This is a genomic window from Xanthomonas sp. SI (assembly GCF_014236855.1).
Lineage (GTDB): Bacteria > Pseudomonadota > Gammaproteobacteria > Xanthomonadales > Xanthomonadaceae > Xanthomonas_A.
This window is the reverse complement of the sequence record NZ_CP051261.1, coordinates 1,213,065-1,235,275: the sequence shown is the minus strand read 5'-3', so window position 1 is coordinate 1,235,275 and position 22,211 is coordinate 1,213,065. Positions and strand designations below refer to the sequence as shown.

At 69.1% G+C, this 22,211-nt stretch carries 19 protein-coding genes; 9 read left to right on the top strand and 10 right to left on the bottom strand.

Annotation, left to right across the window (positions count from 1 at the left end; translation table 11 throughout):
* Window positions 1-213: 213 nt before the first annotated feature.
* Window positions 214-1,053, bottom strand: a complete 840-nt coding sequence (locus tag HEP75_RS05255; RefSeq protein WP_185815489.1) for a C1 family peptidase — start codon at window positions 1,051-1,053, stop codon at window positions 214-216.
* A gap of 573 nt (window positions 1,054-1,626) precedes the next feature.
* A complete protein-coding gene (locus HEP75_RS05250; protein WP_185815488.1) occupies window positions 1,627-2,181 on the bottom strand; it encodes a GNAT family protein in 555 nt (184 codons plus the stop codon).
* 249 nt (window positions 2,182-2,430) lie between these two features.
* On the opposite strand from HEP75_RS05250, the gene HEP75_RS05245 reads away from it, so the two are divergent.
* Window positions 2,431-3,177: a polysaccharide deacetylase family protein gene (locus HEP75_RS05245; protein ID WP_185815487.1), complete on the top strand. Its 747-nt coding sequence runs from the start codon at window positions 2,431-2,433 to the stop codon at window positions 3,175-3,177.
* Window positions 3,174-4,295, top strand: a complete 1,122-nt coding sequence (locus tag HEP75_RS05240) for a glycosyltransferase family 4 protein (protein ID WP_185815486.1) — start codon at window positions 3,174-3,176, stop codon at window positions 4,293-4,295. The genes HEP75_RS05245 and HEP75_RS05240 overlap by 4 nt, the downstream gene beginning before the upstream one ends.
* A 113-nt stretch (window positions 4,296-4,408) precedes the next feature.
* Here HEP75_RS05240 and HEP75_RS05235 read toward each other — a convergent pair whose 3' ends face one another.
* The 3 genes from HEP75_RS05235 to cysD all read right to left on the bottom strand — a co-directional run bounded on the left by HEP75_RS05235 (window position 4,409) and on the right by cysD (window position 7,899).
* Window positions 4,409-4,834: a hypothetical protein gene (locus tag HEP75_RS05235; protein ID WP_255424004.1), complete on the bottom strand. Its 426-nt coding sequence runs from the start codon at window positions 4,832-4,834 to the stop codon at window positions 4,409-4,411.
* 171 nt (window positions 4,835-5,005) lie between these two features.
* Window positions 5,006-6,991 (bottom strand): sulfate adenylyltransferase subunit CysN, encoded by a 1,986-nt coding sequence (gene cysN, locus HEP75_RS05230; protein ID WP_185815485.1) that lies wholly within the window; start codon window positions 6,989-6,991, stop codon window positions 5,006-5,008.
* Window positions 6,991-7,899, bottom strand: coding sequence for a sulfate adenylyltransferase subunit CysD (gene cysD, locus HEP75_RS05225; RefSeq protein ID WP_185815484.1), 909 nt, complete (start codon window positions 7,897-7,899; stop codon window positions 6,991-6,993). Before cysD ends, cysN begins: the two co-directional genes overlap by 1 nt.
* Before the next feature lie 204 nt (window positions 7,900-8,103).
* On the opposite strand from cysD, the gene HEP75_RS05220 reads away from it, so the two are divergent.
* From HEP75_RS05220 to HEP75_RS05210, 3 genes are all read left to right on the top strand, one after another.
* Window positions 8,104-9,975, top strand: a complete 1,872-nt coding sequence (locus tag HEP75_RS05220) for an assimilatory sulfite reductase (NADPH) flavoprotein subunit (protein ID WP_185825693.1) — start codon at window positions 8,104-8,106, stop codon at window positions 9,973-9,975.
* Between the two features lie 123 nt (window positions 9,976-10,098).
* Complete coding sequence (cysI, locus tag HEP75_RS05215; RefSeq protein WP_185825692.1) at window positions 10,099-11,820, top strand: assimilatory sulfite reductase (NADPH) hemoprotein subunit; 1,722 nt, start codon at window positions 10,099-10,101, stop codon at window positions 11,818-11,820.
* Window positions 11,817-12,557 carry a phosphoadenylyl-sulfate reductase gene (locus tag HEP75_RS05210; RefSeq protein WP_185825691.1) on the top strand — a complete coding sequence of 247 codons (741 nt, stop codon included), beginning with the start codon at window positions 11,817-11,819 and terminating at the stop codon, window positions 12,555-12,557. Before cysI ends, HEP75_RS05210 begins: the two co-directional genes overlap by 4 nt.
* Before the next feature lie 629 nt (window positions 12,558-13,186).
* Here HEP75_RS05210 and HEP75_RS05205 read toward each other — a convergent pair.
* From HEP75_RS05205 to HEP75_RS05195, 3 genes are all read right to left on the bottom strand, one after another.
* The gene (locus tag HEP75_RS05205; protein WP_185825690.1) at window positions 13,187-14,650 is read right to left on the bottom strand and encodes a PepSY domain-containing protein; all 1,464 of its coding nucleotides are present in this window, start codon (window positions 14,648-14,650) and stop codon (window positions 13,187-13,189) included.
* Complete coding sequence (locus tag HEP75_RS05200; protein ID WP_255424003.1) at window positions 14,650-16,710, bottom strand: TonB-dependent receptor; 2,061 nt, start codon at window positions 16,708-16,710, stop codon at window positions 14,650-14,652. The genes HEP75_RS05205 and HEP75_RS05200 overlap by 1 nt, the downstream gene beginning before the upstream one ends.
* A gap of 68 nt (window positions 16,711-16,778) precedes the next feature.
* Window positions 16,779-17,144, bottom strand: coding sequence for a DUF2946 family protein (locus tag HEP75_RS05195; RefSeq protein WP_185826503.1), 366 nt, complete (start codon window positions 17,142-17,144; stop codon window positions 16,779-16,781).
* Between the two features lie 385 nt (window positions 17,145-17,529).
* Here HEP75_RS05195 and HEP75_RS05190 point away from each other — a divergent pair, with 385 nt between their 5' ends.
* From HEP75_RS05190 to HEP75_RS05175, 4 genes are all read left to right on the top strand, one after another.
* Window positions 17,530-17,862 carry a metalloregulator ArsR/SmtB family transcription factor gene (locus HEP75_RS05190; protein ID WP_185825689.1) on the top strand — a complete coding sequence of 111 codons (333 nt, stop codon included), beginning with the start codon at window positions 17,530-17,532 and terminating at the stop codon, window positions 17,860-17,862.
* A gap of 35 nt (window positions 17,863-17,897) precedes the next feature.
* Window positions 17,898-18,323, top strand: coding sequence for an arsenate reductase (glutaredoxin) (gene arsC, locus HEP75_RS05185; RefSeq protein WP_185825688.1), 426 nt, complete (start codon window positions 17,898-17,900; stop codon window positions 18,321-18,323).
* Window positions 18,313-19,050: an arsenical resistance protein ArsH gene (arsH, locus tag HEP75_RS05180; RefSeq protein WP_185825687.1), complete on the top strand. Its 738-nt coding sequence runs from the start codon at window positions 18,313-18,315 to the stop codon at window positions 19,048-19,050. The genes arsC and arsH overlap by 11 nt, the downstream gene beginning before the upstream one ends.
* Before the next feature lie 68 nt (window positions 19,051-19,118).
* Complete coding sequence (locus HEP75_RS05175) at window positions 19,119-20,327, top strand: GAF domain-containing sensor histidine kinase (protein WP_185825686.1); 1,209 nt, start codon at window positions 19,119-19,121, stop codon at window positions 20,325-20,327.
* Between the two features lie 44 nt (window positions 20,328-20,371).
* Here the strand turns inward: HEP75_RS05175 and HEP75_RS05170 are convergent, their stop codons facing one another.
* Together HEP75_RS05170 and HEP75_RS05165 are read right to left on the bottom strand one after the other, a co-directional pair.
* A complete protein-coding gene (locus HEP75_RS05170) occupies window positions 20,372-20,959 on the bottom strand; it encodes a phospholipid scramblase-related protein (protein ID WP_185822397.1) in 588 nt (195 codons plus the stop codon).
* A gap of 201 nt (window positions 20,960-21,160) precedes the next feature.
* Window positions 21,161-22,144, bottom strand: coding sequence for a LysR family transcriptional regulator (locus HEP75_RS05165; RefSeq protein ID WP_185825685.1), 984 nt, complete (start codon window positions 22,142-22,144; stop codon window positions 21,161-21,163).
* Window positions 22,145-22,211: the final 67 nt, after the last annotated feature.

Below are 22,211 nucleotides of genomic sequence, written 5' to 3'. Positions count from 1 at the left end.
CGGAGAGACGGGATAGGAATCGTGCTCGCGGCAGACCGCCGCACGAACGCTCACCAAACCGGCGAGACAGCGCAGGAACGCCCCCGATCACGGCTCCGGCATGACCGGCCGGACGGAAGGATCGTGCCTGCGCCGATCCTTCCGCATCCCGCATGCACAGCGTGTACTCAGCACGGTGCTCCGGTGCGCAATGCACCAGCCGTGGCATTCACTTCAATGATTCGCTGTGGCGACGATTGCCTGATCGATATCGTGCTCCACCACGCTCCAGGCGAGGATGCCGTAGCCCTTGTTGCCCCACTGCGTGCCCCAGTGGTTCTGGATGAGCAATCCATCGGCGTTGTAGCCGACCGCGAGAACTTCATGATAGCCCCGGATCGTGCCGCTGCTGTCTCGATCGACCGGATTGCTGGGAGACATATTGTCGAATCCGGGGCGCACCGGAAAGCTGATCGCGACCGGCTGACGATTCGCCAGCGCCACCTTCAGCGCGTTGCTGAGCGCACTGCCGCCGTTGGCGTTGCCGTCGGAGAACAGCACGGTATAGTCCTTGAACAACTGCGGCTTGAATCTTGCCGCATTCGCGCGCTCGGCGTCGGTCGGCAGATCGTTCCAGTCGTAGTTGCCCTGGAAATAGTCCTGCTCGGTGTCGATCCCCTGCTTGACCGAGAGACGAAACGCGTCCATCGGATCAGCCCCCTCGTCGACGCCGCCGTTTATCTGGGAATAGACGTACATCGGGGCGAACAGGTTGACGCTTTTGCCATTGAAATTGGCATACCAACCGGCGAGGTCGTGGGCGACGGTCCACCCCACGCATGAGTTGACAGCGCCCTGATCGCCGATCGCCACCGCCCAGCGGCTCAGGTCGACGCTGCTCGGCGGTGCCGACGCGATGTTCGCGGCGCTCATCTCGGGCATGGTCACCGGCTGCCGCAGCTTCGGCAGCATTGCGCCCATGCCGTGTCGCGCGTTGTCGGCCATCGCCAGGCTCGCGCAAGACAAGCCCGCGAGGCAGATAAGGCCGGACCAGGTCAGACGTGTGTTCTTCATTATGTTCTCTCCGTTGAAAAGTCATTGTTTCGACAACCGGCGGTTGCCAGAGGAGGTGTCGCGGTCGCAACGGCCATGCATGTCCTCGTCGCTGAGCGCGCACATGGCCGGCGCGGCGAAGCGTGGCGGAAGCGCGAAATGAAGGATTGGCCGAATACGCCTTGAAACGCGATAATTCAGCACAACTTCCGCAAATCGAGATATCGTCACGACGACTTCGCAACTGGCGTCACGCCCATGCGAAACAAACCGTAGACAAATGCCACGGCCGCGCTCGCCGCAGGCGGCAACGCCGTGTTCGCTTGAAGTCGCGCGACACCGCAACAACGGACAGCACTGAACCGTCATGCGACGGGCGCAAGTGACACTCCCAGCCATCTCGACAGGCGCACCGGCTCACTGTCCGCACGCGATCGCCCGCCACAGAAGCCTCCGCGTCGCGCGGGCGACGCGCGCCGACCCTAGAGCGTCTGGCACCCGTGGTCACGCCCATGCGCCCTCGCCAGCCGCATAGCGAGCCGGAAAACCCGCATCCAGGCGTCCATCATTGCCGGCGGCGGTACGGCACCCCCACTAAGGCGCCTGTATGCGGCCGAACAAGTGCAAATCGTGCAAGCGGCCGAGCTTGCGCAGTGCGCTGCGGCGTACGCCTTCGCGCGCGAAGCCATTCTTTTCCAGCACCCGCATCGACGCCGGATTGCTGTCCAGCACGCTGGTCTCGATGCGCAGCAGCCCAAGCGCGGGGACCGCCCAGTCCAAGTACGTGGAGACGATCCGCGTCATCCGTCCCTGCCCCCAGTGGCGGCGCCCCAGCCAATAGCCCAGCTCGGCGACGTGCGCGCGCTCGCCGCGGCCGGGACGCAGGCCGATGCTGCCGCAGGCCTCACCATCGATCTCGATCGCCAGCACCGGATGCGCCAGGTCCACCACGCGTCCGCCCAGGAACGCCTCGCCGTCGGCACGGGTGTAGGGATGCGGAAACCGCTCGCTGAGGCCGCGCACCACCTGCGCATCGTCGGCATGCCGCAGCAGCGCGTCGAGATCGTCGCCGCGCCAGCGGCGCAGCTGCATCCCGTCGATGCTCAGCCGCAGTGCGCGCCACGCCATGGCGTTGGGGTCATCGGACATAGGCCGCACTCCTGCAGATCGGCAGCCGAGCATACCCGGCGATCGCGCTCACCTGCAGCATCACCGATTCCCGCGCGGCATGTGCGCGCCGCGCAGAACCGCGCAACGACAAACGAGCGCAACGATGCGCCGCCGCGGTGCGTCTTGCCACGCGCTGACTCGATGCCGGCGCACACGACAGGCCGCCGAAAGGTTCGCGCGCGCTAATGCAACGCGTCCCTCCTTCCGCGATCGTCCCGAGCCGTCCCGATGCATTCCGCGACCTCCCCCGCTGCGGCACGTATTCCGATCTTCATGTACCACAACATCGCGCAGGCGCCACGGCAGCTGCAGGTGTACCGCAGCCTGTACGTCAGGCCTGCGCGTTTCGCACGGCAGATGCGCCTGCTGCAGCGGCTGGGCTACCGCGGTGTGTCGATGTCCGACGCCATGCCCTACCTGCGCGGCGAACGCCACGGCCGGATCGCGGTGGTCACCCTGGACGACGGCTACCTCGACAACCTGCATGCGGCGCTGCCGGTACTGCAACGCCTGGGCTTCAGCGCCACCGTGTACGCGGTCAGCGGCAGCATCGGCCGCCACAACACCTGGGATGCGCGCAAGCTCGGCATCGAAAAGCCGCTGATGAGCCTGGCCGAACTGCGCCAATGGCGCCGCGGCGGCATGGAGATCGGCGCGCACACCCGCTCGCATCCGCGACTGACCGCGTGCAGCGATGCCGAGTTGCGCGAGGAGATCGGCGGCTGCAAACGCGAGCTGGAAGATCGGCTCGGCGAGCCGGTCACCCAGTTCTGCTACCCATACGGCGACGTGGACGCGCGCGTCGCCGCGACCGTGCAGGAGGCCGGCTATGTCGCCGCGACCACCACCCGCCGCGGCCGTGCCGTGCCTGGCTCCGATCCCTGGCGCTATCCGCGCATCCAGGTGGCGCGGCATCACCTGCTGCCGCAGTTCGCGCTGCGTGCCTTGACCGGCTACGAGGATCGGCGCGCATGAAGTTCCTGTTCGTCGGCACCAATCCCGAGAACACCGGCGCGGCGACGCACTTCGTGGCGTTGGCGCAGGCGCTGGCCGGCGCCGGCCATCGCGTCGAGGTGATCGCCTGCCAAGGCGGGCTGATCGCCGAGGAATTGCAACGCAGCGGGGTCGGCGTGCACTTCGGCCACTTCCGCAACGCGCTGGATCCGGCCGGCTACGCGCCGCTGCTGCGCCTGGCGCGGCGCCTGCAACCGGACTGGCTGGTCGGCAATTTCGGCAAGGAATACTGGCCGTTGCTGCTGGTCGGCCGCGCGCTCGGCATCCGCGTGGCGCTGTTCCGGCACCGCGCGCCGGCGATGCGCGCCTTCTCCGGCTATGCGATCCCGCGCCTGGCCTCGCGCTTCTTCGCGGTGTCGCGCTATGCGCGGCAGGCCTACCTGGACCGCGGCGTGCCGGAGGCGCTGGTACAGGTGCTGTACAACCCGGTGAACATGGGCAACCTGCGTCCGGACCCGCGCCGCGGCCGCGAGATGCGCGCCCTGCTCGACCTGCCCGAGAACGCAATCGTGATCGGCTACAGCGGCCGCCTGCAGCACGGCAAGGGCATCTTTCCGTTGCTGGAGGCGGCGTCCACGGCGATGGCGATCGAACCGGCGCTGCACTGCCTGTGGCTGGGCGACGGCCCGGATGCGGCGCGCCTGCACGCGCAGGCCGGTGGCCAGGCCACGGCCACACGGCACCGCTTCGTCGGCTGGGTCAACGACGCTACGCCCTACTACAACGCGATGTCGATGCTGGCGTTTCCCTCGCTGGCGCCGGAAACCTTCGGCCGGGTCTCGGTGGAAGCGCAGGCCAGCGAAGTGCCGGTGCTCGCCAGCCGCGTCGGCGGCGTGGCGGAAACGCTGGATGCAGACGTCAGCGGCGAACTGCTGCCACCGGGCGACGTGCGCGCCTGGCGCGACGCGATCCTGCGCATGTGCGATGCGCAGCGCCGCCAGCGCATGGGACAGGCCGGCCGCCAGTTCGTGCAGCGCCACTTCGCCGGCGCGGTGATCGCCGCGCAGTTCGTGCAGGCGCTGCAAGCGCCGCGGCGCGCGCCGCAGCGGCTGACCCAGGCGCAACCCGGCGCGCATTGATGCCGACCGCCGGCGACCAGCGGCGTAACCGTGACGGGCCGTACGCCAACCAGCGCCGCTTCGCCTTGCCAGCCTCAGCAGTAGCGACGCGGCGCGCATACGCGCCGCATGCATCAGCCGGCGGCGGAACCGCGGCGACGGGTGAAATACGGGTACGCCACGATGAATGCCAGCGCAGAAGCGGTCCCGAACAGCGTGCGTAGCGCGTCGCCGACGGTGTGCGGGATCTTCCAGGCATGCAGCGCGGCGTCGTACCAGACCAGTTGCAACAGCATCAGCCCGAACAGCGCCATCGGCACGCCGAACACCAGCCAGCCGAACGCCCGCACTGCCGGCTTGGTCTTACGGTCCTGCAGCTTGCCCACGATCTCGGTCGTAGCGAGGTGGTACTGGAACGGATCGGCCGTGGAATACAGCGGCCGCTGCGCTGGCGGCGGCTCGGGCCGCACCGGCTGGTGAGTCACCTCTTCCACCGCTACTGGCGCGACCAGCTCGGTGACATTCGTCTTGGCCAGCAAGGCCTGCATCTTCGGATCCACACGTTCCCCCTGAACGTTGCCGCAAGAATTCGGCCCCAGGGTGCCCCTGGATCCACACCGCCTCCCTGCACGCATAGGATGCGCACCGGAGCGGCCGCAGGCAACTCCCGCCGCGCAGGCCAGCGTGCGGCAGCATGCACGGCTGGAGCCGCCGAGAGGCGGCGTCCGCGCTCAGTCGTGCGCGTCCAGCCACCCCAGCACCTGCGCCGCCAGCGCCTCGGCGTTGTCGCCGTCGGCGCGCAGGTGCAGTTCCGGCTGCTCCGGCGCCTCGTACGGCGAATCGATGCCGGTGAAGTTGGGGATCTGCCCGGCGCGGGCCTTGGCGTACAGCCCCTTCACGTCGCGCGCCTCGGCCACGTGCAATGGCACGTCGACGAACACCTCGACGAATTCGCCCGCGGCGAAGCGCTCGCGCGCCATGCGCCGTTCGGCACGGAACGGCGAGATGAAGCTGACCAGCACGATCAGCCCGGCGTCAGCCATCAGGCGCGCCACCTCGGCGACGCGGCGGATGTTCTCCACCCGGTCCTCGTCGGTGAAGCCCAGATCGCGGTTCAGCCCGTGCCGCACGTTGTCGCCGTCGAGGATGAAGGTGTGATAGCCGAGCGCATGCAGGCGCTTGTCGACCAGGTTGGCGACGGTGGACTTGCCGGCGCCGGACAGGCCGGTGAACCACAGCACCTTCGGCGCCTGTCCCTTGATCCGCGCGCGCGCGGCGCGGTCCACGTCCAGGTGCTGCCAGTGCACGTTGCCGGCGCGGCGCAGCGCGAAATCCAGCGTGCCGGCGGCGACGGTGGCGTTGCTCTGCCGGTCGATCAGGATGAAGCCGCCGAGCGCACGGTTGCGCGCGTACGGCTCGAACACGATCGACTCGTCCAGCGACAGGTTGCAGTAGCCGACCTCGTTCAATTCCAGGCGCTTGGCCGCCAGCCGCTCCTGCGTGTTGACGTCGATGCGGTGCTTGATCTCGCTGACGCTGGCCGACACCGTGCGGGTGCCGAGCTTCAGCCAGTACGGGCGCCCCGGCAGCAGCGCGGCATCGTCCATCCACAGCACATGCGCGGCGAACTGGTCGGCCACTTCCGGCGGGTCGTCGGCGGCGGCGATCACGTCGCCGCGGCTGATGTCGATCTCGTCGGCCAGGGTCAGCGTCACCGCCTGCCCGGCCACGGCCTGGTCCACGTCGCCGTTGCCGTCGAGCACCCTGGCGACGGTGGAGCGGCGCGCCGAGGGCAGCACCACCACCGCATCGCCCGGCCGCACCTGGCCGGCCGCGAGCGTGCCGGCGAAACCGCGGAACTGCTGGTTCGGGCGATTGACCCATTGCACCGGCAGGCGCAGGCCGCTGTCGGCATCGCGCGCGGCCAGGTCCAGGCCTTCCAGGTATTCGAGCAAGGCCGGACCGCCGTACCACGGCGTGCGCGCCGACCGCTGCGACAGGTTGTCGCCGTCCAGCGCCGACAACGGGATGCATTGCACCTGCGCGATGCCCAGTTGCGCGGCCAGCGCGCGGTAACTGGCGACGATCGCATCGAAGCTGGTCTGGTCGAAATCGACCAGGTCCATCTTGTTGACCGCCAGCACCACGTGGCGGATGCCCAGCAGCGAGACGATGTAACTGTGGCGGTGGGTCTGGGTCAGCAGGCCCTTGCGCGCATCGACCAGCACCACCGCCACGTCGGCGGTGGAAGCGCCGGTGGCCATGTTGCGGGTGTACTGCTCGTGGCCGGGGCAATCGGCGACGATGAACTTGCGCTTGTCCGTATCGAAGTAGCGGTAGGCCACGTCGATGGTGATGCCCTGCTCGCGCTCGGCGGCCAGGCCGTCGAGCAGCAGCGCGTAGTCGATCTCGCCGCCGCGGGTGCCATGGCGCTTGCTGTCGGCGCTGAGCGCGGCGAGTTGGTCGTCGAACAGGCGCTTGCTGTCGTACAGCAGGCGCCCGATCAGCGTGCTCTTGCCGTCGTCGACGCTGCCGCAGGTGATGAAGCGCAGCAGTGGCTTGTGTTCGTGTTGCTGCAGGTAGGCGGCGACTGCGTCGCCGCCGGGATTGGGGAGTCGGGATTGGGGATTCGCAACGGCGTCCCCTCCCGCTACCGCGTTCGCCGCGACGCGCCGCTCTTGCGAATCCCCAATCCCGAATCCCGAATCCCGGCCCATCAGAAATACCCTTCCAACTTCTTCTTCTCCATCGACGCGCCCGGATCCTGGTCGATCACCCGTCCCTGCCGCTCCGAGGTGGTGGTCAGCAGCATCTCGGCGATGATCTTTTCCAGCGTGTCGGCCTGCGACTCGACCGCGCCGGTCAGCGGATAGCAGCCCAGCGTGCGGAAGCGCACCTGCCGCAGCTGCGGCACCTCGCCCTCGCGCAGCGGCAGCCGTGCGTCGTCCACCAGGATCAGCGCGCCGTCGCGCTCCACCACCGGGCGTTCGGCGGCGAAATACAGCGGTACCACCGGAATCGATTCGCGGTAGATGTACAGCCAGATATCCAATTCGGTCCAGTTGGACAGCGGGAACACGCGCACGCTCTCACCGGCATGGACCCGGGCGTTGTACAGATTCCACAGCTCGGGACGCTGGTTCTTCGGGTCCCAGCGATGCTTGTCGTTGCGGAACGAGAACACCCGCTCCTTGGCCCGCGCCTTCTCCTCGTCGCGGCGCGCGCCGCCGATCGCCGCATCGAACCTGCCCTGGTCCAGCGCCTGCTTCAGGCCCTGGGTCTTCATCACGTCGGTATGCACGGTCGCGCCGTGGGTGAACGGGCCGATGTCCTGGGCGATGCCGTCGGGATTGATGTGCACGCGCAGGTCCACCCTGGTCTCGGCGGCGCGGCGGTCGCGGAACGCGATCATCTCGCGGAACTTCCAGCGCGTGTCCACGTGCAGCAGCGGGATTGGCGGCGGCGCCGGCGCGAACGCCTTCAGCAGCAGGTGCAGCAGCACCGAACTGTCCTTGCCGACCGAATACAGCAGCACCGGATTGCGAAACTCGGCGGCCACCTCGCGCAGGATATGGACGCTTTCGGCCTCGAGCCGGTCGAGGTGGGACAGGGCGGAAGAACGCATCGGGGACAACGCAAGGCTCATGGGAAGGGGCGTGCCGAGGGTAACAGTGCCCGCGGCGCCTGGGGCGACCGGGGCCGGCAGTGTGTGATGGGCCGGGCAGGCACTGAAATAAGCGGGGGGCATAAGCCGATAACCCCTGCTCCTTTCTGCCCCGCGCAACGAATCCCTAACATCGGTCATCCCTTCTTCCCACCCGGACCGGTCATGACCGCCGCCTCGCCCGCGTTGCCGCCCAGCCCCTTGCCCGACGAGCGCAAGGCGCTGCTGGCGCGGACGGTGGAGGGGCTGGATGCGGCCAGCCTGTGGTGGCTGTCCGGCTATGCCGCCGGCCTGGCCCAGGGCCAGGGCCATGCGCCGCCGTCGCTGGCGGTGTTGCCGGGTGGCGCGGCGGCCAGCCAGGGCGCGCAGCGGCTGAGCATTGTCTACGGCAGCCAGACCGGCAACGCCCGCCGCGCCGCCGAACAACTGGCGGCCGACGCCGAGGCCGCCGGGCTGACGGTCCGCCTGCTGCGTGCCGATGCCTACCCGACCCGCGACCTGGCCAGCGAGCGCCTGCTGTACGTGGTCATCAGCACCCAGGGCGAAGGCGATCCGCCGGACGACGCGATCGGCCTGGTCGAGTTCCTGCAAGGCCGCCGCGCACCCAAGCTGCCCGAGCTGAAGTACGCGGTGCTCGGCCTGGGCGATTCCAGCTACGCCGACTTCTGCGGCATCGGCAAGCGCATCGACGCGCGCCTGGCCGAACTCGGCGCGCAGCGGCTGCTGCCGCTGGGCGAGGCCGACCTGGACATCGACAGCGTGGCCGCGCCGTGGCGCACGCAGGCGCTGGCGCAGGCGCGCGAGCTGCTGAAGAGCGCGGCCGCGCCGTCGGCGACGGTGACTCCGCTGCGCAGTGCCGCCGCGGCGGCCTGGAACCACGAGCGCCCGTTCGCCGCCGAGGTGCTGGCCAACCAGCGCATCAGCGGCCGCGACTTCAAGGGGCCGCGCTACGCCGCGCATGGTGCCGCCGACAAGGACGTGCGCCACCTGGAACTGTCGCTGGCCGGCAGCGGCCTGCACTACGAGCCTGGCGACGCGCTGGGGATCCGCCACCGCAACCCGCCGGCGCTGGTCGAGGCCATTTTGACGGCGACGCGACTCGACGGTCATGCCCACGTCACCGTCGATGCGGAGACTCTGCCCCTGCACGAGTGGCTCGCCGCGCATCGCGAACTGACCCGGGCCTCGCGGCCGTTCCTGGCCGCGGTCGCCCGCCGCTCAGCCGCAACCACGCTGGAACAGCTGCTCGATCCTACCCAGACCGCCGGTCTGGCGGCGTTGCTGGCCGATCACCAAGTGATCGACGTGCTGCGACGCTGGCCGGCGGATTGGGACCACAGCGCGCTGCTGGAGGCGCTGCGGCCCTTGGCCCCGCGCCTGTATTCGATCGCCTCCAGCCGCAAGCGGGTCGGCGACGAAGTCCATCTCACCGTCGATGTCCTGGACTACCAGGCGCACGGCCACGCCCATGGCGGCGCGGCCAGCGGCTTTCTGGCCGCCCTGGCCGAAGGCGACAGCGCCCCGGTCTACATCGAACCCAACGAACGCTTCCGGGTGCCGGCCGACCCCAGCCGCGACATCCTGATGATCGGTCCCGGCACCGGCGTGGCGCCGTTCCGCGGCTTCGTGCAGGAACGCGCCGAGAGCGGCGCCGGCGGCCGCAACTGGCTGTTCTTCGGCGCCCGCCACTTCAACCAGGACTTCCTGTACCAGGCCGAGTGGCAGCAGGCGCTGCGCAGCGGCGAACTGCAGCGCCTGGACCTGGCGTTCTCGCGCGACGTGCAACCGCTGCGCGACGGCGACGTACCGGACAAGGTGTACGTGCAGCAGCGCCTGCGCGAGCACGGCCGCGACGTCTACGACTGGCTGCAGAACGGCGCGTACCTGTACGTGTGCGGCGCGATCGGCATGGGCAAGGACGTGCACGCCACGCTGCAGCAGATCGTGGTCGAACACGGCGCGCGCAGTGCAGAAGACGCAGCTGCCTACCTCACCTCGCTGCAGCGGGAGGGGCGGTATGCGCGCGATGTGTATTGAGGCCGGGATTGGGGATTCGGGATTGGGGATTCGTAAGAGCGGGTTCCCATGGTTTTCGTGTTGTCGCGCCGGTGTCGTCGTCTCTGCTTTGCCAATCCCCAATCTCCAATTACGAATCCCGCGATGAGCAACGTCGAAGACATCAAGGCCGAAAGCCGCCGCTTGCGCGGTTCGCTGCTGCAGAGCCTGGCCGATCCGGTCACCGGGGCGCTGCGCGAGGACGATCAGACGCTGATCAAGTACCACGGCAGCTACCAGCAGGACGATCGCGACCTGCGCGACGAGCGGCGCCGGCAGAAGCTCGAACCGGCCTACCAGTTCATGATCCGCACGCGCACGCCGGGCGGGGTGATCACGCCTGAGCAGTGGCTCAAGCTCGACGCCATCGCCACCACCTACGGCAACCACTCGCTGCGCGTCACCACGCGCCAGGCGTTCCAGTTCCATGGCGTGATCAAGCGCGAACTGAAGGCGACGATGCAGGCGATCAACGCCGCGCTGATCGATACCCTGGCAGCCTGCGGCGACGTCAACCGCAACGTGCAGGTCGCCGCCAACCCGCTGGCCTCGCGCGCGCACGCCACGCTGTACGCCGATGCGGCACGCGTGTCCGAACACCTGCTGCCCAATACCCGCGCTTACTACGAGATCTGGCTGGATGAAGAGCAGGTGGTCGGCAGCGGCCAGGAAAACGAACCGATCTACGGCGACAAATACCTGCCGCGCAAGTTCAAGATCGGCTTCGCGCTGCCGCCGATCAACGACGTGGACGTGTTCGCCAACGACCTGGGCTTCATCGGCGTGCTCGATGCGGACGGCGAACTGGCCGGCTACAACGTCAGCATCGGCGGCGGCATGGGCGCCAGCCACGGCGATGCCGAGACCTACCCGCGCGTGGCCAACGTGATCGGTTTCATCGCGCGCGACCAGTTGCTCGATGTCGCCACCGCGGTGGTCACCACCCAGCGCGATCTCGGCAACCGCAGCGTGCGCAAGCGCGCGCGCTTCAAGTACACCATCGACGACCATGGCCTGGAGGTCGTCGTCGCCGAGATCCAGCGCCGCGCCGGCATCGCGCTGCAGCCGACCCGTGCGTTCGCGTTCGAGCACAACGGCGACCGCTACGGCTGGAGCGAAGGCGAGGACGGCCGCGCGCACCTGACCCTGTCGCTGCCGGCCGGACGCATCGCCGACCACGACGCCGGCGCGCGCCATCTCAGCGGCCTGCGCGAGATCGCCGACCTGTTGCAGCGCGACGGCGATGGCGCGCACTTCCGTATGACCTCCAACCAGAACCTGGTCATCGCCGGCATTCCGGCCGCGCAGCGCGACGCGATCGACACCCTGGTGCGCGCGCATGCGCTGGACACCGGCAACCAGGCGCGCACCGCGCTGGCGCGCGCGGCGATGGCCTGCGTGGCGCTGCCCACCTGCGGCCTGGCGATGGCCGAGGCCGAGCGCTACCTGCCCGACTTCGCCGGCAAGCTGGAACCGTTGCTGGACCGGCACGGGCTGCGCGAGGCGCCGATCCTGTTGCGCATCTCCGGTTGCCCGAACGGCTGCTCGCGGCCGTATCTGGCCGAGATCGCGCTGGTCGGCAAGGCGCCCGGCCGCTACAACCTGATGCTCGGTGCCGATCACCGCGGGCAGCGCCTGAACACGCTGTACCGCGAGAACATCACCGAGCCGGAAATCCTCGACGCGCTGGACCCGCTGTTCGCGCGCTATGCCGGCGAGCGCGATGCCGACGAGGGCTTCGGCGACTTCCTGCACCGCAGCGGCCTGGTCGCGCTGCCCGCCTATCCCACCCATCGCCATCTCATTCCTTCGGAACTGCACGCATGAGCGCCCTGCCCGCCTCCGCCCACCACGATTCCGCCAACGCGCCGGCGACGGCATGGGACCTCGACGCGGTCAACGCGTTGCTGGCGCCGATGAGCGCAGTGCAGCGCGTGGCCTGGGCGCTCGAACACGGGCCGGCCGAGGCCGCCCTGTCGTCGAGCTTCGGTGCGCAGTCGGCGGCGACGCTGCACCTGCTGACCCAGCAGTTGCCGGAGATCCCGGTGATCCTGATCGACACCGGCTACCTGTTCGCCGAGACCTACCGCTTCGCCGACGCGCTCAGCGACCGGCTCAAGCTCAACCTCAAGGTGTACCGGCCGCTGGTCAGCCGCGCCTGGATGGAAGCGCGCCATGGTCGCTTGTGGGAACAGGGCATGGTCGGCATCGAGCAGTACAACAACCTGCGCAAGGTCGAGCCGATGCGTCGCGCGCTGGACGAACTGAAGGTCGGCACCTGGTTCACCGGCCTGCGCCGCAGCCAGTCCGACAGCCGCGCGCAGACCCCGTTCGTGCAGAAGCGCGGCGAGCGCTACAAGATCAACCCGATCGCCGACTGGAGCGACCGCGACCTGTGGCAGTACATGCAGCAGCACGGCCTGCCCTACCACCCGCTGTGGGAAGAAGGCTACGTGTCGATCGGCGACTTCCACACCACGCGCCGCTGGGAACCGGGCATGCGCGAGGAAGACACCCGCTTCTTCGGCCTCAAGCGCGAGTGCGGCATCCACGAGGACATCTGAGGCGGGCTTGCCGCAGCTCTTCGGCGGACCCGCGCAAGATTTTTTGTAGGAGCGGTTTCAACCGCGACGAACGAAGCGGTGAACCTTCCGACTTCGGACACAGTCGGGACTGAAGTCCTTCCTACAGTGCACCCAGAGGCACCTCACGCAGCCTCCCCTGTAGGAGCGACTTCAACCGCGACGAACGAAGCGGCGAACCTTCCGGCTTCGTACACAGTCGGGACTGAAGTCCCTCCTACAGTGCACCCAGAGGCACCTCACGCAGCCTCCCCTGTAGGAGCGGCTTCAACCGCGACGAACGAAGCGGCGAACCTTCCGGCTTCGTACACAGTCGGGACTGAAGTCCCTCCCACAGTGCACCAGCAGGCACCTCGCGCAGCTCGCCCCCCTGTAGGAGCGGCTTCAGCCGCGACGAACGAAGCGGCGAACCTTCCGGCTTCGGATGCCGTCGGGACCGAAGTCCCTTCCACAGTGCACCCGGCGAGCTGACCGCGAGCCCCTTGTGGGAGCGAATTCAGTCGCGACGAGCGGAACGAGGAACGTTCCCGATTCTGCTGTCATCGGGATCAAAGTCCTGCCGAAGTGCACCCATCGAGTCCGCGAGCCCCTCGTGCCCAAACAGCACCGCCTCACTCCCGCCGCAGCACCCACCACCAATCCAGCGCCAACATCAGCAACAACGACACCCCGACCAGCGGGAACAGCACGCCGCCGATCGCCAGCAACACCAGCACGCCGCGCAAGGTGCGCCGGTCGGCCGGCAGCGGCGGCACGCCCAATCCGCCGGCCGGGCGCCGCTTCCACCACATCAGCCCCGCGCTGACGCACAACAGCAGGATGCCAAGACACGAGACGATCAGCAGCAGCTGATTGAACGTGCCGTATTGCTGCCCCAGGTGCACGTTGATGCCCCATTCCAAGGCCTTCGCCATGGGACCGTAATCGGTGTAGCGCATGTCCAGCAGCACCTTGCCGCTGTACTGGTCGAGGTGGATCACCCGCTGCTGCGCCAGGTCCGGCGGATACACCGACGCGGTGTAGACGCCGCGCACGCCGCGCGGCAGCGCCACGCTGTAGCCGGCACCGATCCCCCGCGCCTGGAACCGCGCCACCGCCGCGTCCAGGCCGATCGCGCCCGGCTCGGGCGCCATCGCATCCATGGCATCCATCGCCATGCCGCCATGCGCGGCATGCTCCGCATGCGCAGCGCTGCGGTCGTCCGCCACGTTCGATGCCGAAGCCGCATCCGCCGGCATCGGCATCGAGGCAGCCTGCGGCAGCTGCGACTGCGGCAACCGCGCCTGACGCAGCGACCAGGCCGGCACCTCTGCGTCGCTCAGGTGCTGCGTGGACATCGGCACGTCCACGCGCAAGCCAGCCGGATAGCCATAGTGGTGGCCATTGGCGAGACGGTTGACCTGCGCGCCCCAGAACCACGACCACGGCATCCCGGTCAGCGCCAGGAACAGCAGCATCGCCCCGACCACGCTGCCGGTCAGCGCATGCGTATCGCGCCAGAACACGCGCTGCGGCGGCCGGCCGCGCACCGTGGTGACGCCGCCGCCGCGGCCGCGCGGCCACCACAGATACGCACCGGTCAGCACCAGCAGGATCGCCCAGCCGGCGGCCACTTCGATCAGCGCGCTGGCCCATGGCCCGACCAGGGCGAGGCTGTGCAGGCGCCGGATCGTCCACGCCACGGTGCCGTGCTCGGGCAAGCTGCCCAGCACCCGCGCCCGGTACGGATCCACGTACACCACCGCGCGACGTCCATCGGCGGTGCCCACGGTCACTTCTGCCGACGCGTCGCGCTGCGCGGGTGTGGTGTAGCGCAGCGCCTGTCCCGGTTGCGCCGCCAACGCAGCGGCGAGCAAGCGCTGCGGCGCCACAGCCTGCGCTTGTGCCGGCACCGCGACCGTCTTCAGCGCACGATGGAAGTAGCCATCGATCGGCTGCTGGTAGACGAAGGCGGCGCCGGTCAGCGCCAGCCACGCCAGCAACGGCAGCACCAGCAGGCCGGCGTAGAAATGCCAGCGCCACACGGCGCGGTAGAAGCGCGCCGGCGGCGCCGCTGCCGGGTTCGGCGTGGCCATCACCAGCTCCAGCTCAGGCTGGCGTACAGCGCGCGGCCGTCGCCCGGCGAGTAGCCGGAGGAGCCGCTGTCGTACCAGGCGTAGACGTAGTGGCGATCGGCCAGGTTCTTCAGCTGCAGCGACAGTTCGCGCTGCGCGCGCCACGCCCAGGTCGCGCCGACGTTGGCCAGCGCGTAGCCGCCGTAGCGCCCCAGCGTATTGCTGCGCTCCACGTAGTAGTCGCCCTGCGCATTGCCCCAGGCGGACAGCTTCAGCCGCGGCGTGGCCTGCCAGTCGATGCCGGCGCTGGCCAGGTAGTGCGGCACGTTCTCGATCTCCTTGCCGCGCGTGGCCGGCGCGCTCGGATCGGGCGTGACGATCAGCGCGCGCTGCCGCGAATAGGCAAGCCACAGCGTCCAGCGCTCGTCCGGACGCAGGTTCAGCTGCGCATCCCAACCGCGGCGCAAGGTCTTGCCGACGTTGCCGACCTCGCCAGTGCCGACCGTGCCATCGACGCCGAGGATGGTCGCCACCTCGTCGGACGCGCGCTGCTCCCAGTAGGCAATGCGCGCATCCAGGCGCCTGGCGTCGGCGAACTTCAATCCGGCTTCCCAGCCGTCGTTGTACGAGGGCGCCAGGTTGCCGGGCTGGCTGCGGTAGGCACCGTTGCCGCTGCCGATCTGGAAGGTGCGGCCGATGTTGGCGTAAGCGCTGGTCTGCGCGGTCAGCGCGAACACTGCGCTGAGCTTGGGCTGCTTGATCGCGCCATAGGCGTAGGCCGGGTAGCGCGCACCACCAAGGCGATCCAGGAAGCTGCCATCGACCCAGTCCACGCGGTAGCCCGGCACCAGTTGCAGGCGCTCGAACGGACGGATCACCGCCTGCACATAGGCGCCGCGCGTGTCCAGATCGAAATCCCAGTCGCGCAACGGCGCGGTGCGCAACCGCGCCACGGTGCGATAGCGCTGCGACGTGTTGTCCTGCCATTGCCCGTCGATGCCGCCTTCCAGCGCGAACGACGTCGCCCAGTCCACCTCGGGACGCCAGCTGGCCTTGGCCAGGAAACCGCGCTGGGTCTCGTCGGTATCGCGTTCCTGCTGCGCGCCGGCTTCGGTGAAGCGCACCCATCGCTGGTTCTGGTAGCGATTCCAGTACAGCTTGGCGCTGCCCTGCACGGCATCGGCCAGTTGCGCATCCAGATGCAGGCTCACCTGCCCGGTCTGGCGTTCGCTGCGGTCGTCGCGCGCATAGTCCGGCGAACTGCGCGGCGCGCGTTGCGCACTGGCGTAGTCCAGATAGCCCGCTTCCAGCGCTTCGTTGCGGTAGTAGCGCGCACTGAGCCCGGCACGCCAGGAGGCGTCCGGCGCGGTGTAGAACCACTTGCCGGCGAAGGCGCGCTTGCGCGCGTCGGCATGGTCGCGGTAGCCGTCGCCGTCGCGCCAAGCGGCGAAGTAGTTCTGGCTCCAGCCGCCGCGTTCGATGCCCTGGCTGGCCTGCACCTCGCGCGTGCCGAAGCTGCCGGCGGTGACGCTGACGCGGCCATCGTTGCCGCCGCTGCGGGTCAGCACATCGACATTGCCGGCGATGGCGTTCAAGCCGTAGCGCGGGTCGTTGGTGCCGCGCACGATCTCGATCGCGGCGATGTCCAGCGGAAACACCGCATCCAGGTACGGCATGCCGCCGGCGTTGTCGTTGCTGGGAATGCCGTCGATCAGCAGCTTGACCGCGTTGACCCGGCCTTCGCCGTTGAAGCCGCGGAACGAGAAGCGGCCGGCGTCGGTACCCATCTTGAACTGGGTGACCTGCACCCCGGGCGCGCGCATCAGCAGCTCCCAGCTGTAGTCCACGTGCTGGTCCTGCAGCAGGTCGCCGCCGAGGATGTCCACGGAACTCAGGACGCTGCGCGCAGTCGGCAAGGACAGCGGATCGGCGTTGACCTGGACCCTGCCCAGGGTCAATGCGGAATCGCCGGGGGGAGGTTGCACGCCGCTATCGGCCGCGCGCGTCGGCGCGGTCACGCTGACCGCGAGACACACGCAGCTGTACGCCGCCATCCGCGGCAGGGAAAAGAAACGGATCATCGATGGCTCCATCAGCACGAAGACGTACCGCGGCGACGCCACGGCACGAAAGAACAGCCGTTCGTGTTTCAGGAGAACAAAGGAGGCCCGCGTGCGGCGTGAGCGCGCCAGACGCCAGAGTCCACCACCGGCGCGCGCGGCGCGGCCAGCGGCGCGTACGGGCGCAACCACGGCAACACCAGCAACAGCACAGCCAGCAAGGGCAGCAGGCGCGCGGCCAGCAGGCAGTAGTCGCACGCCTGTTCGTGCGCCATACCGCCTTCGTCATGGGCGCCGGCGTGGGCAGGCGACGACAGCGCAGACAACGCAAGCACCGATTGCAGGCCGCTGCTGGTGCACAGCGCACTCGCCGCGGCAGCGGCCCAGTCGCCGGACCGCGCCTGCTGCCAGCGGCTCAGCAACGGCGCAGCCAGCATCAGCACGATCGCCAGCATGGCGAGCGTTGCCCAGAACGACGTTGGCAGGCGGCGGCGGATCACCGCGGCAGTCTAGTCGAGACCCCGCGGCACGCCAACGCGACATAAGCGCGCATCTTCCGGCACGCGGAACATCCGCCGGCCATGGGCACCAAGGCCAACTACGGTCCTCCATCCGCTGGCTTGGTCATCCGCAATTGATTCGTCCGCATTGCAGCGGCGCGCGAAGCGTGAGCGAAGCGGATGGCGCCTTCGAAGCAACCCCGCCTGCCGCATGCCACGCGAGGCTCGACGCACGCTAGCTCCCCGCGTCCCACCCGACAGGGCACAGCACGCCAGATGCCGGCCGCAACCTGACTGCAGTCGCTTGCCTCATTTCGTAATTTCTGGAATTATCGAAACGATGAACGCCGACAGCACCGTTTCCGCTCTGCGCGCCCTCGCCCACGGGCACCGCCTGGCCGCCTACCGTGCGCTGGTCCAGGCCGGGCCGGACGGCATGGCGGTGGGCGAATTGCGCGCCGCATTGGGACTGCCCGCGGCCACGCTGACCGCGCACCTGCACGTGCTGCGCGGCGCCGGCCTGATCGCCGACGAACGCCAGGGCCGGGTGATCCGGCTGCGCGCCGACTACGCGCGCATGTACGCGCTGATCGGCTTCCTGACCGAGAACTGCTGCGGCAACGGCAGCTGTTCTCCCGACGCTGCAGCGCCCGCCGCCGCACGCACGCCATAACGCGGCGCCCTCCTCCCTATCGCACCGAGTCCCCGATGAGCGCCATCACGATCCACCACAACCCCGCCTGCGGCACCTCGCGCAATGTCCTCGGACTGATCCGCAACAGCGGCGCGGAACCGACCGTGGTCGAATACCTGAAGACCCCGCCGGACCGTGCCACCCTGCAGGCGCTGATCGCGGCGCTGGGCATCCCGCTGCGCGAGGCGATCCGGCAGAAAGGCACGCCCTACGCCGAACTGGGCCTGGACGACCCCACGCTGAGCGACGACGCACTGCTCGACGCAATGCTGCAGCACCCCATCCTGATCAACCGGCCGATCGTGGTCACCGCCCTGGGCACGCGCCTGTGCCGGCCGTCAGAAACGGTACTGGAGATCCTGCCCTCGCCGCAGCGCGGCGCCTTCGCCAAGGAAGACGGCGCCCCCCTGATCGATGCGGACGGCCGCCATGTCGGTTGACCTGTCCGAGCTGCCGAACCTGGACCCGGCCGCGTTCGTGCGCCCGGATCCGCTGGCGCTGGGCGCCATCCGCGCCACGCATGCGCCGCGCATCCTGCTGCTGTACGGCTCCTTGCGCGAGCGCTCCTACAGCAAGCTGCTGGCGCTGGAAGCGGCGCGGCTGCTGCAGGCGATGGGCGCGGACACGCGCCTGTTCGATCCGCGCGGCCTGCCGCTGCCCGACGCCGCCCCCGACAGCGATGCGAAAGTGCAGGAACTGCGCGAGCTGACCCTGTGGAGCGAGGGCATGGTCTGGTCGTCGCCGGAACGGCACGGCGCGATGAGCGGCGTGCTCAAGGCGCAGATCGACTGGATCCCGCTCAGCCAGGGCGCGCTGCGCCCCACCCAGGGCAAGACCCTGGCGCTGCTGCAGGTGTCCGGCGGCTCGCAGTCGTTCAATGCGCTCAACCAGATGCGCGTGCTCGGCCGCTGGATGCGCCTGCTGACCATCCCCAACCAGTCGTCGGTGGCCAAGGCCTGGCAGGAATTCGACAGCCCCGGACGGATGCGCCCCTCGCCCTATTACGACCGGCTGGTGGACGTGATGGAGGAACTGCTCAAGTTCACCCTGCTCACCCGCGACCTGGCGCCGTACCTGGTCGACCGCTACAGCGAACGCCGGCCGGGCACCGATTCACTGGCCGCGGCGTCGGGCGCGGCACCGCCTGCGGTCGTTGCGCCGACGTGAAGACGGCGTCGTCGAGATGTGTGCCCGGTACCCTAGACTGAGGGACTTACCGCCGCCGAGCCGCTCGCATGTCTTCCGTCGCATCCGCTGCCGGCCCGGTCTATTGCGCCGCCAAGCCCGGCAACGAAACGCTGCGCCTGGACGCGCTGCATAGCTACGCGATCCTGGACACGCCGCGCGAGCCGGCCTTCGACGACATCACCCGCCTGGCCGCGATGATCTGCCAGACCCCGATCGCGGTGGTCAACCTGATCGATAGCGAGCGGCAGTGGTTCAAGAGCGAGATCGGCCTGGGCGCCAGGGAAACGCCGCTGGCCACCTCGATCTGCGCGCATGCGCTGCTCGAGGACGACCTGCTGCTGGTACCGGATACGCGCGAGGATCCGCGCTTCGCCTCCAATCCGCTGGTCACCGGCGCAGAACGCCTGCACTTCTACGCCGGCGCCTTGCTGAAGACCTCCGACGGCCTGCCGCTGGGCACGGTCTGCGTGCTCGACCGGCGCGCACGGCAGCTGACCTACGACCAGATCGAAGCGCTGCGCGCGCTAGCGCGGCAGGCGATGGCGCAGCTGGAACTGCGCAAGGCGCTGGCGCTGGCGCAGGAATCCAACCACTACCGCAGCCGCCTGCTGGCCATCGCCGGCCACGACCTGAAGACGCCGCTGCGCACCGCCTCTTATGCGCTGGCCAAGGTCCAGCGCCAGCTCGACGCGGTCAGCGGCGTGCCGCTGGACGAGGCGCGCAAGGCGCTGAACCAGGTCGCCGCCGGCCTGGACGAGCTCGCCGCCAGCGCGGTCGTTGGCGGCGAGCACAGCCTGCCGGTGCTGCGCGACGTCGCCCTGGCCGACCTGCTCGGCCCGATCCTGGACACCTGGCGGCCGCAGGCCGCGGCGAAGGGACTGCGGCTGCGCTACGTGCCGACCACGCTGCGCGTGCGCAGCCACGCCACGCTGCTGGCCACCTTGCTCGGCAACCTGCTCGGCAACGCGGTCAAGTACACCGAGCACGGCTCGGTGCTGATCGGCTGCCGACGCCGCCGAGACCAGGTGGTGGTGGAGATCATCGACAGCGGCATCGGCATGGACGCCGACAGCCTGCGCCACCTGTTCCAGGCCTTCCGCCAGGCCGATCCGCGCAGCGAAGGCCTCGGCCTGGGGCTGTGGATCGTACGCCGCACTGCCGAAACGCTGGGCTGCAGCGTCGAGGTGCGCAGCCGCCCGGGCCAGGGCAGCCGCTTCTCGGTAACGCTGCCGCTGGCGAGCGCGACCAACGCCTGAGCGCGGCCGCACCGCGCGCGCCGTAGCGCGCGCGGCACTGTGGGTTATTCCTTCAGCACCATGTCGATGCACAGCACCGCGGCCATGATCAGGATGCGCACGTCGTCCTCGGCCGGCACCGCGTTCTCGATCGCGAGCATGTAGTTGTCGGCCGAGGTGAACAGCTCCTTGCCCAGCCCGGCCCACTTCTTGGATACACGCGCCAGTTCGCGCTCGCCCTGCACGAAGCGGAAATCCCAGCTGGTCCACTTGCCGCGCAGCGTGCACACCAGCTTCTCGCGTGCATCGAGCACGTCGAACTTGCCGCCGATGGAGAAGAACTTCTGGCTGAAGGAACCGACCAGGCGATCGTGCTCGTCCAGCACCTCGACCTTGGACAGGAACAGCGAAAACCCGCGCTTGACCGTCAGCACCTTCTGCCCGTTCGGCGTGCGCACTTCGACCTGGAACGGGGTCATGCGCTTGTAGTCGGTGAACCGGAAGATCTTGGTGAACACGCCCAAGTTCGGCTCGCGGCACTCGAGCACCTGCTGGTTGCTCTGCGGATCGAACACGTCGTAGTTGTTGGCGGCCTTGAACATGCCGACCTGCTCCTTGACGAAGAACAGGTTCTGCTGGAGGACGGGGTGCATGGACATCCTTGTTTCGGCTAAAAGAGCGCGCACCGTAGCGGCCGCGCGCGACGATGGCAATGGCAAGCCCAACCGCGCGGCTTTTTAGCGCGCAGCGACGAGCGCGTCGTTTGCGCGGCGCCGTCGGCGATCGCCGCTGCGGATGCCGTCCGAGCGGAGCGGCCAGCGCCAGGCGCGGCGAAGACGCCGTCGCGCCGCCGCTCAGCTGGTGATGGTCTGGGTCAGCTCTTCCCAGCTCGGCGGGGTCGGCCAGTCCGGTTCCTGGTTGCCTTCCATGACCCGGCGCAGGTCGCGGGTGTCGATCTGCGGCGCCAGCACGTGCACCAGTTCCAGCGCGTAGTCGCGCAGCACGCGGTCGCGCGGCAGCACCGCCCAGGCGATGCACTCGGGGATCTCCGGCGGCGCCGGCCAGGCGCGCAGGTCGGTGTCGCCGGCATGCACCGCCATTTCCGCCAGCAGGCCGACGCCGAGGCCGGCGCGCACGTAGGTCTTGATCAGGTCGGCGTCGAGCGCGGTCAGCGCGATACTCGGCTCCAGCCCGAGCCGGGCGAAGGCGCGCTGCAGCGAGGAGCCGGAGCGGGTCGAGGATTCGTAGCTGATCAGCGGCTGCACCGCCAACGCAGCCATGTCCGGCACCCGCTTGGGCACGTCCAGCGCATGCCCGCGCGGCACCAGCACCAGCCGCCGCCAGCGGTACAGCGGCACCGCGATGCCGGCGCCCGGCTCGCTGCCGGCGGTGCTGACGATGGCGATATCGGCATCGCCCTGGCTGAGCAGGTCCAGCGCCGCGCTCTCGGCGGCCTGCTGCAGATGCACGCTGACCTGCGGATACGCCTGCTTGATCTGCGCCACCGCCGGCGGCAGCACGAAGCGCGCCTGGGTGTGGGTGGTGGTCAGGGTCAGCTGGCCCTGGCTCTCGCGGCGCTGGTTGGCGGCATAGGTGCGGATGTTGTTGGCCTCGGCCAGCACCGCGCGGGCGCGCTCGATCACTTCGCGGCCGGCCGGGGTCACCGTCTCCAGGCTGCGGCCCTTGCGCACGAACAGCAGGAAACCGAGTTCGTCCTCCAGTTGCTTGAGCTGCTTGGACAGCCCCGGCTGGGTGGCGTGCACGCGCGCCGCGGCCAGGGTGATGTTGAGATCGGCATCGGCGATGGCGACGAGGTAGCGGAGTTGGGTCAGCGTCATCGGAACGAGGGCGAGGCGCCGCCTGGCGGGAGCAGCCACGACTGTAGTGGAAATGGGCCTCTCACCT

Coding starts and splice junctions, on each gene's coding strand:
- HEP75_RS05255 (WP_185815489.1), bottom strand. CDS start 1,053: ATGAAGAACACACGTCTGACCTGGTCCGGCCTTATCTGCCTCGCGGGC.
- HEP75_RS05250 (WP_185815488.1), bottom strand. CDS start 2,181: ATGTCCGATGACCCCAACGCCATGGCGTGGCGCGCACTGCGGCTGAGC.
- HEP75_RS05245 (WP_185815487.1), top strand. CDS start 2,431: ATGCATTCCGCGACCTCCCCCGCTGCGGCACGTATTCCGATCTTCATG.
- HEP75_RS05240 (WP_185815486.1), top strand. CDS start 3,174: ATGAAGTTCCTGTTCGTCGGCACCAATCCCGAGAACACCGGCGCGGCG.
- cysN (WP_185815485.1), bottom strand. CDS start 6,991: ATGGGCCGGGATTCGGGATTCGGGATTGGGGATTCGCAAGAGCGGCGC.
- cysD (WP_185815484.1), bottom strand. CDS start 7,899: ATGCGTTCTTCCGCCCTGTCCCACCTCGACCGGCTCGAGGCCGAAAGC.
- HEP75_RS05220 (WP_185825693.1), top strand. CDS start 8,104: ATGACCGCCGCCTCGCCCGCGTTGCCGCCCAGCCCCTTGCCCGACGAG.
- cysI (WP_185825692.1), top strand. CDS start 10,099: ATGAGCAACGTCGAAGACATCAAGGCCGAAAGCCGCCGCTTGCGCGGT.
- HEP75_RS05210 (WP_185825691.1), top strand. CDS start 11,817: ATGAGCGCCCTGCCCGCCTCCGCCCACCACGATTCCGCCAACGCGCCG.
- HEP75_RS05205 (WP_185825690.1), bottom strand. CDS start 14,650: ATGGCCACGCCGAACCCGGCAGCGGCGCCGCCGGCGCGCTTCTACCGC.
- HEP75_RS05200 (WP_255424003.1), bottom strand. CDS start 16,710: ATGATCCGTTTCTTTTCCCTGCCGCGGATGGCGGCGTACAGCTGCGTG.
- HEP75_RS05195 (WP_185826503.1), bottom strand. CDS start 17,144: ATGCTGGCGATCGTGCTGATGCTGGCTGCGCCGTTGCTGAGCCGCTGG.
- HEP75_RS05190 (WP_185825689.1), top strand. CDS start 17,530: ATGAACGCCGACAGCACCGTTTCCGCTCTGCGCGCCCTCGCCCACGGG.
- arsC (WP_185825688.1), top strand. CDS start 17,898: ATGAGCGCCATCACGATCCACCACAACCCCGCCTGCGGCACCTCGCGC.
- arsH (WP_185825687.1), top strand. CDS start 18,313: ATGTCGGTTGACCTGTCCGAGCTGCCGAACCTGGACCCGGCCGCGTTC.
- HEP75_RS05175 (WP_185825686.1), top strand. CDS start 19,119: ATGTCTTCCGTCGCATCCGCTGCCGGCCCGGTCTATTGCGCCGCCAAG.
- HEP75_RS05170 (WP_185822397.1), bottom strand. CDS start 20,959: ATGCACCCCGTCCTCCAGCAGAACCTGTTCTTCGTCAAGGAGCAGGTC.
- HEP75_RS05165 (WP_185825685.1), bottom strand. CDS start 22,144: ATGACGCTGACCCAACTCCGCTACCTCGTCGCCATCGCCGATGCCGAT.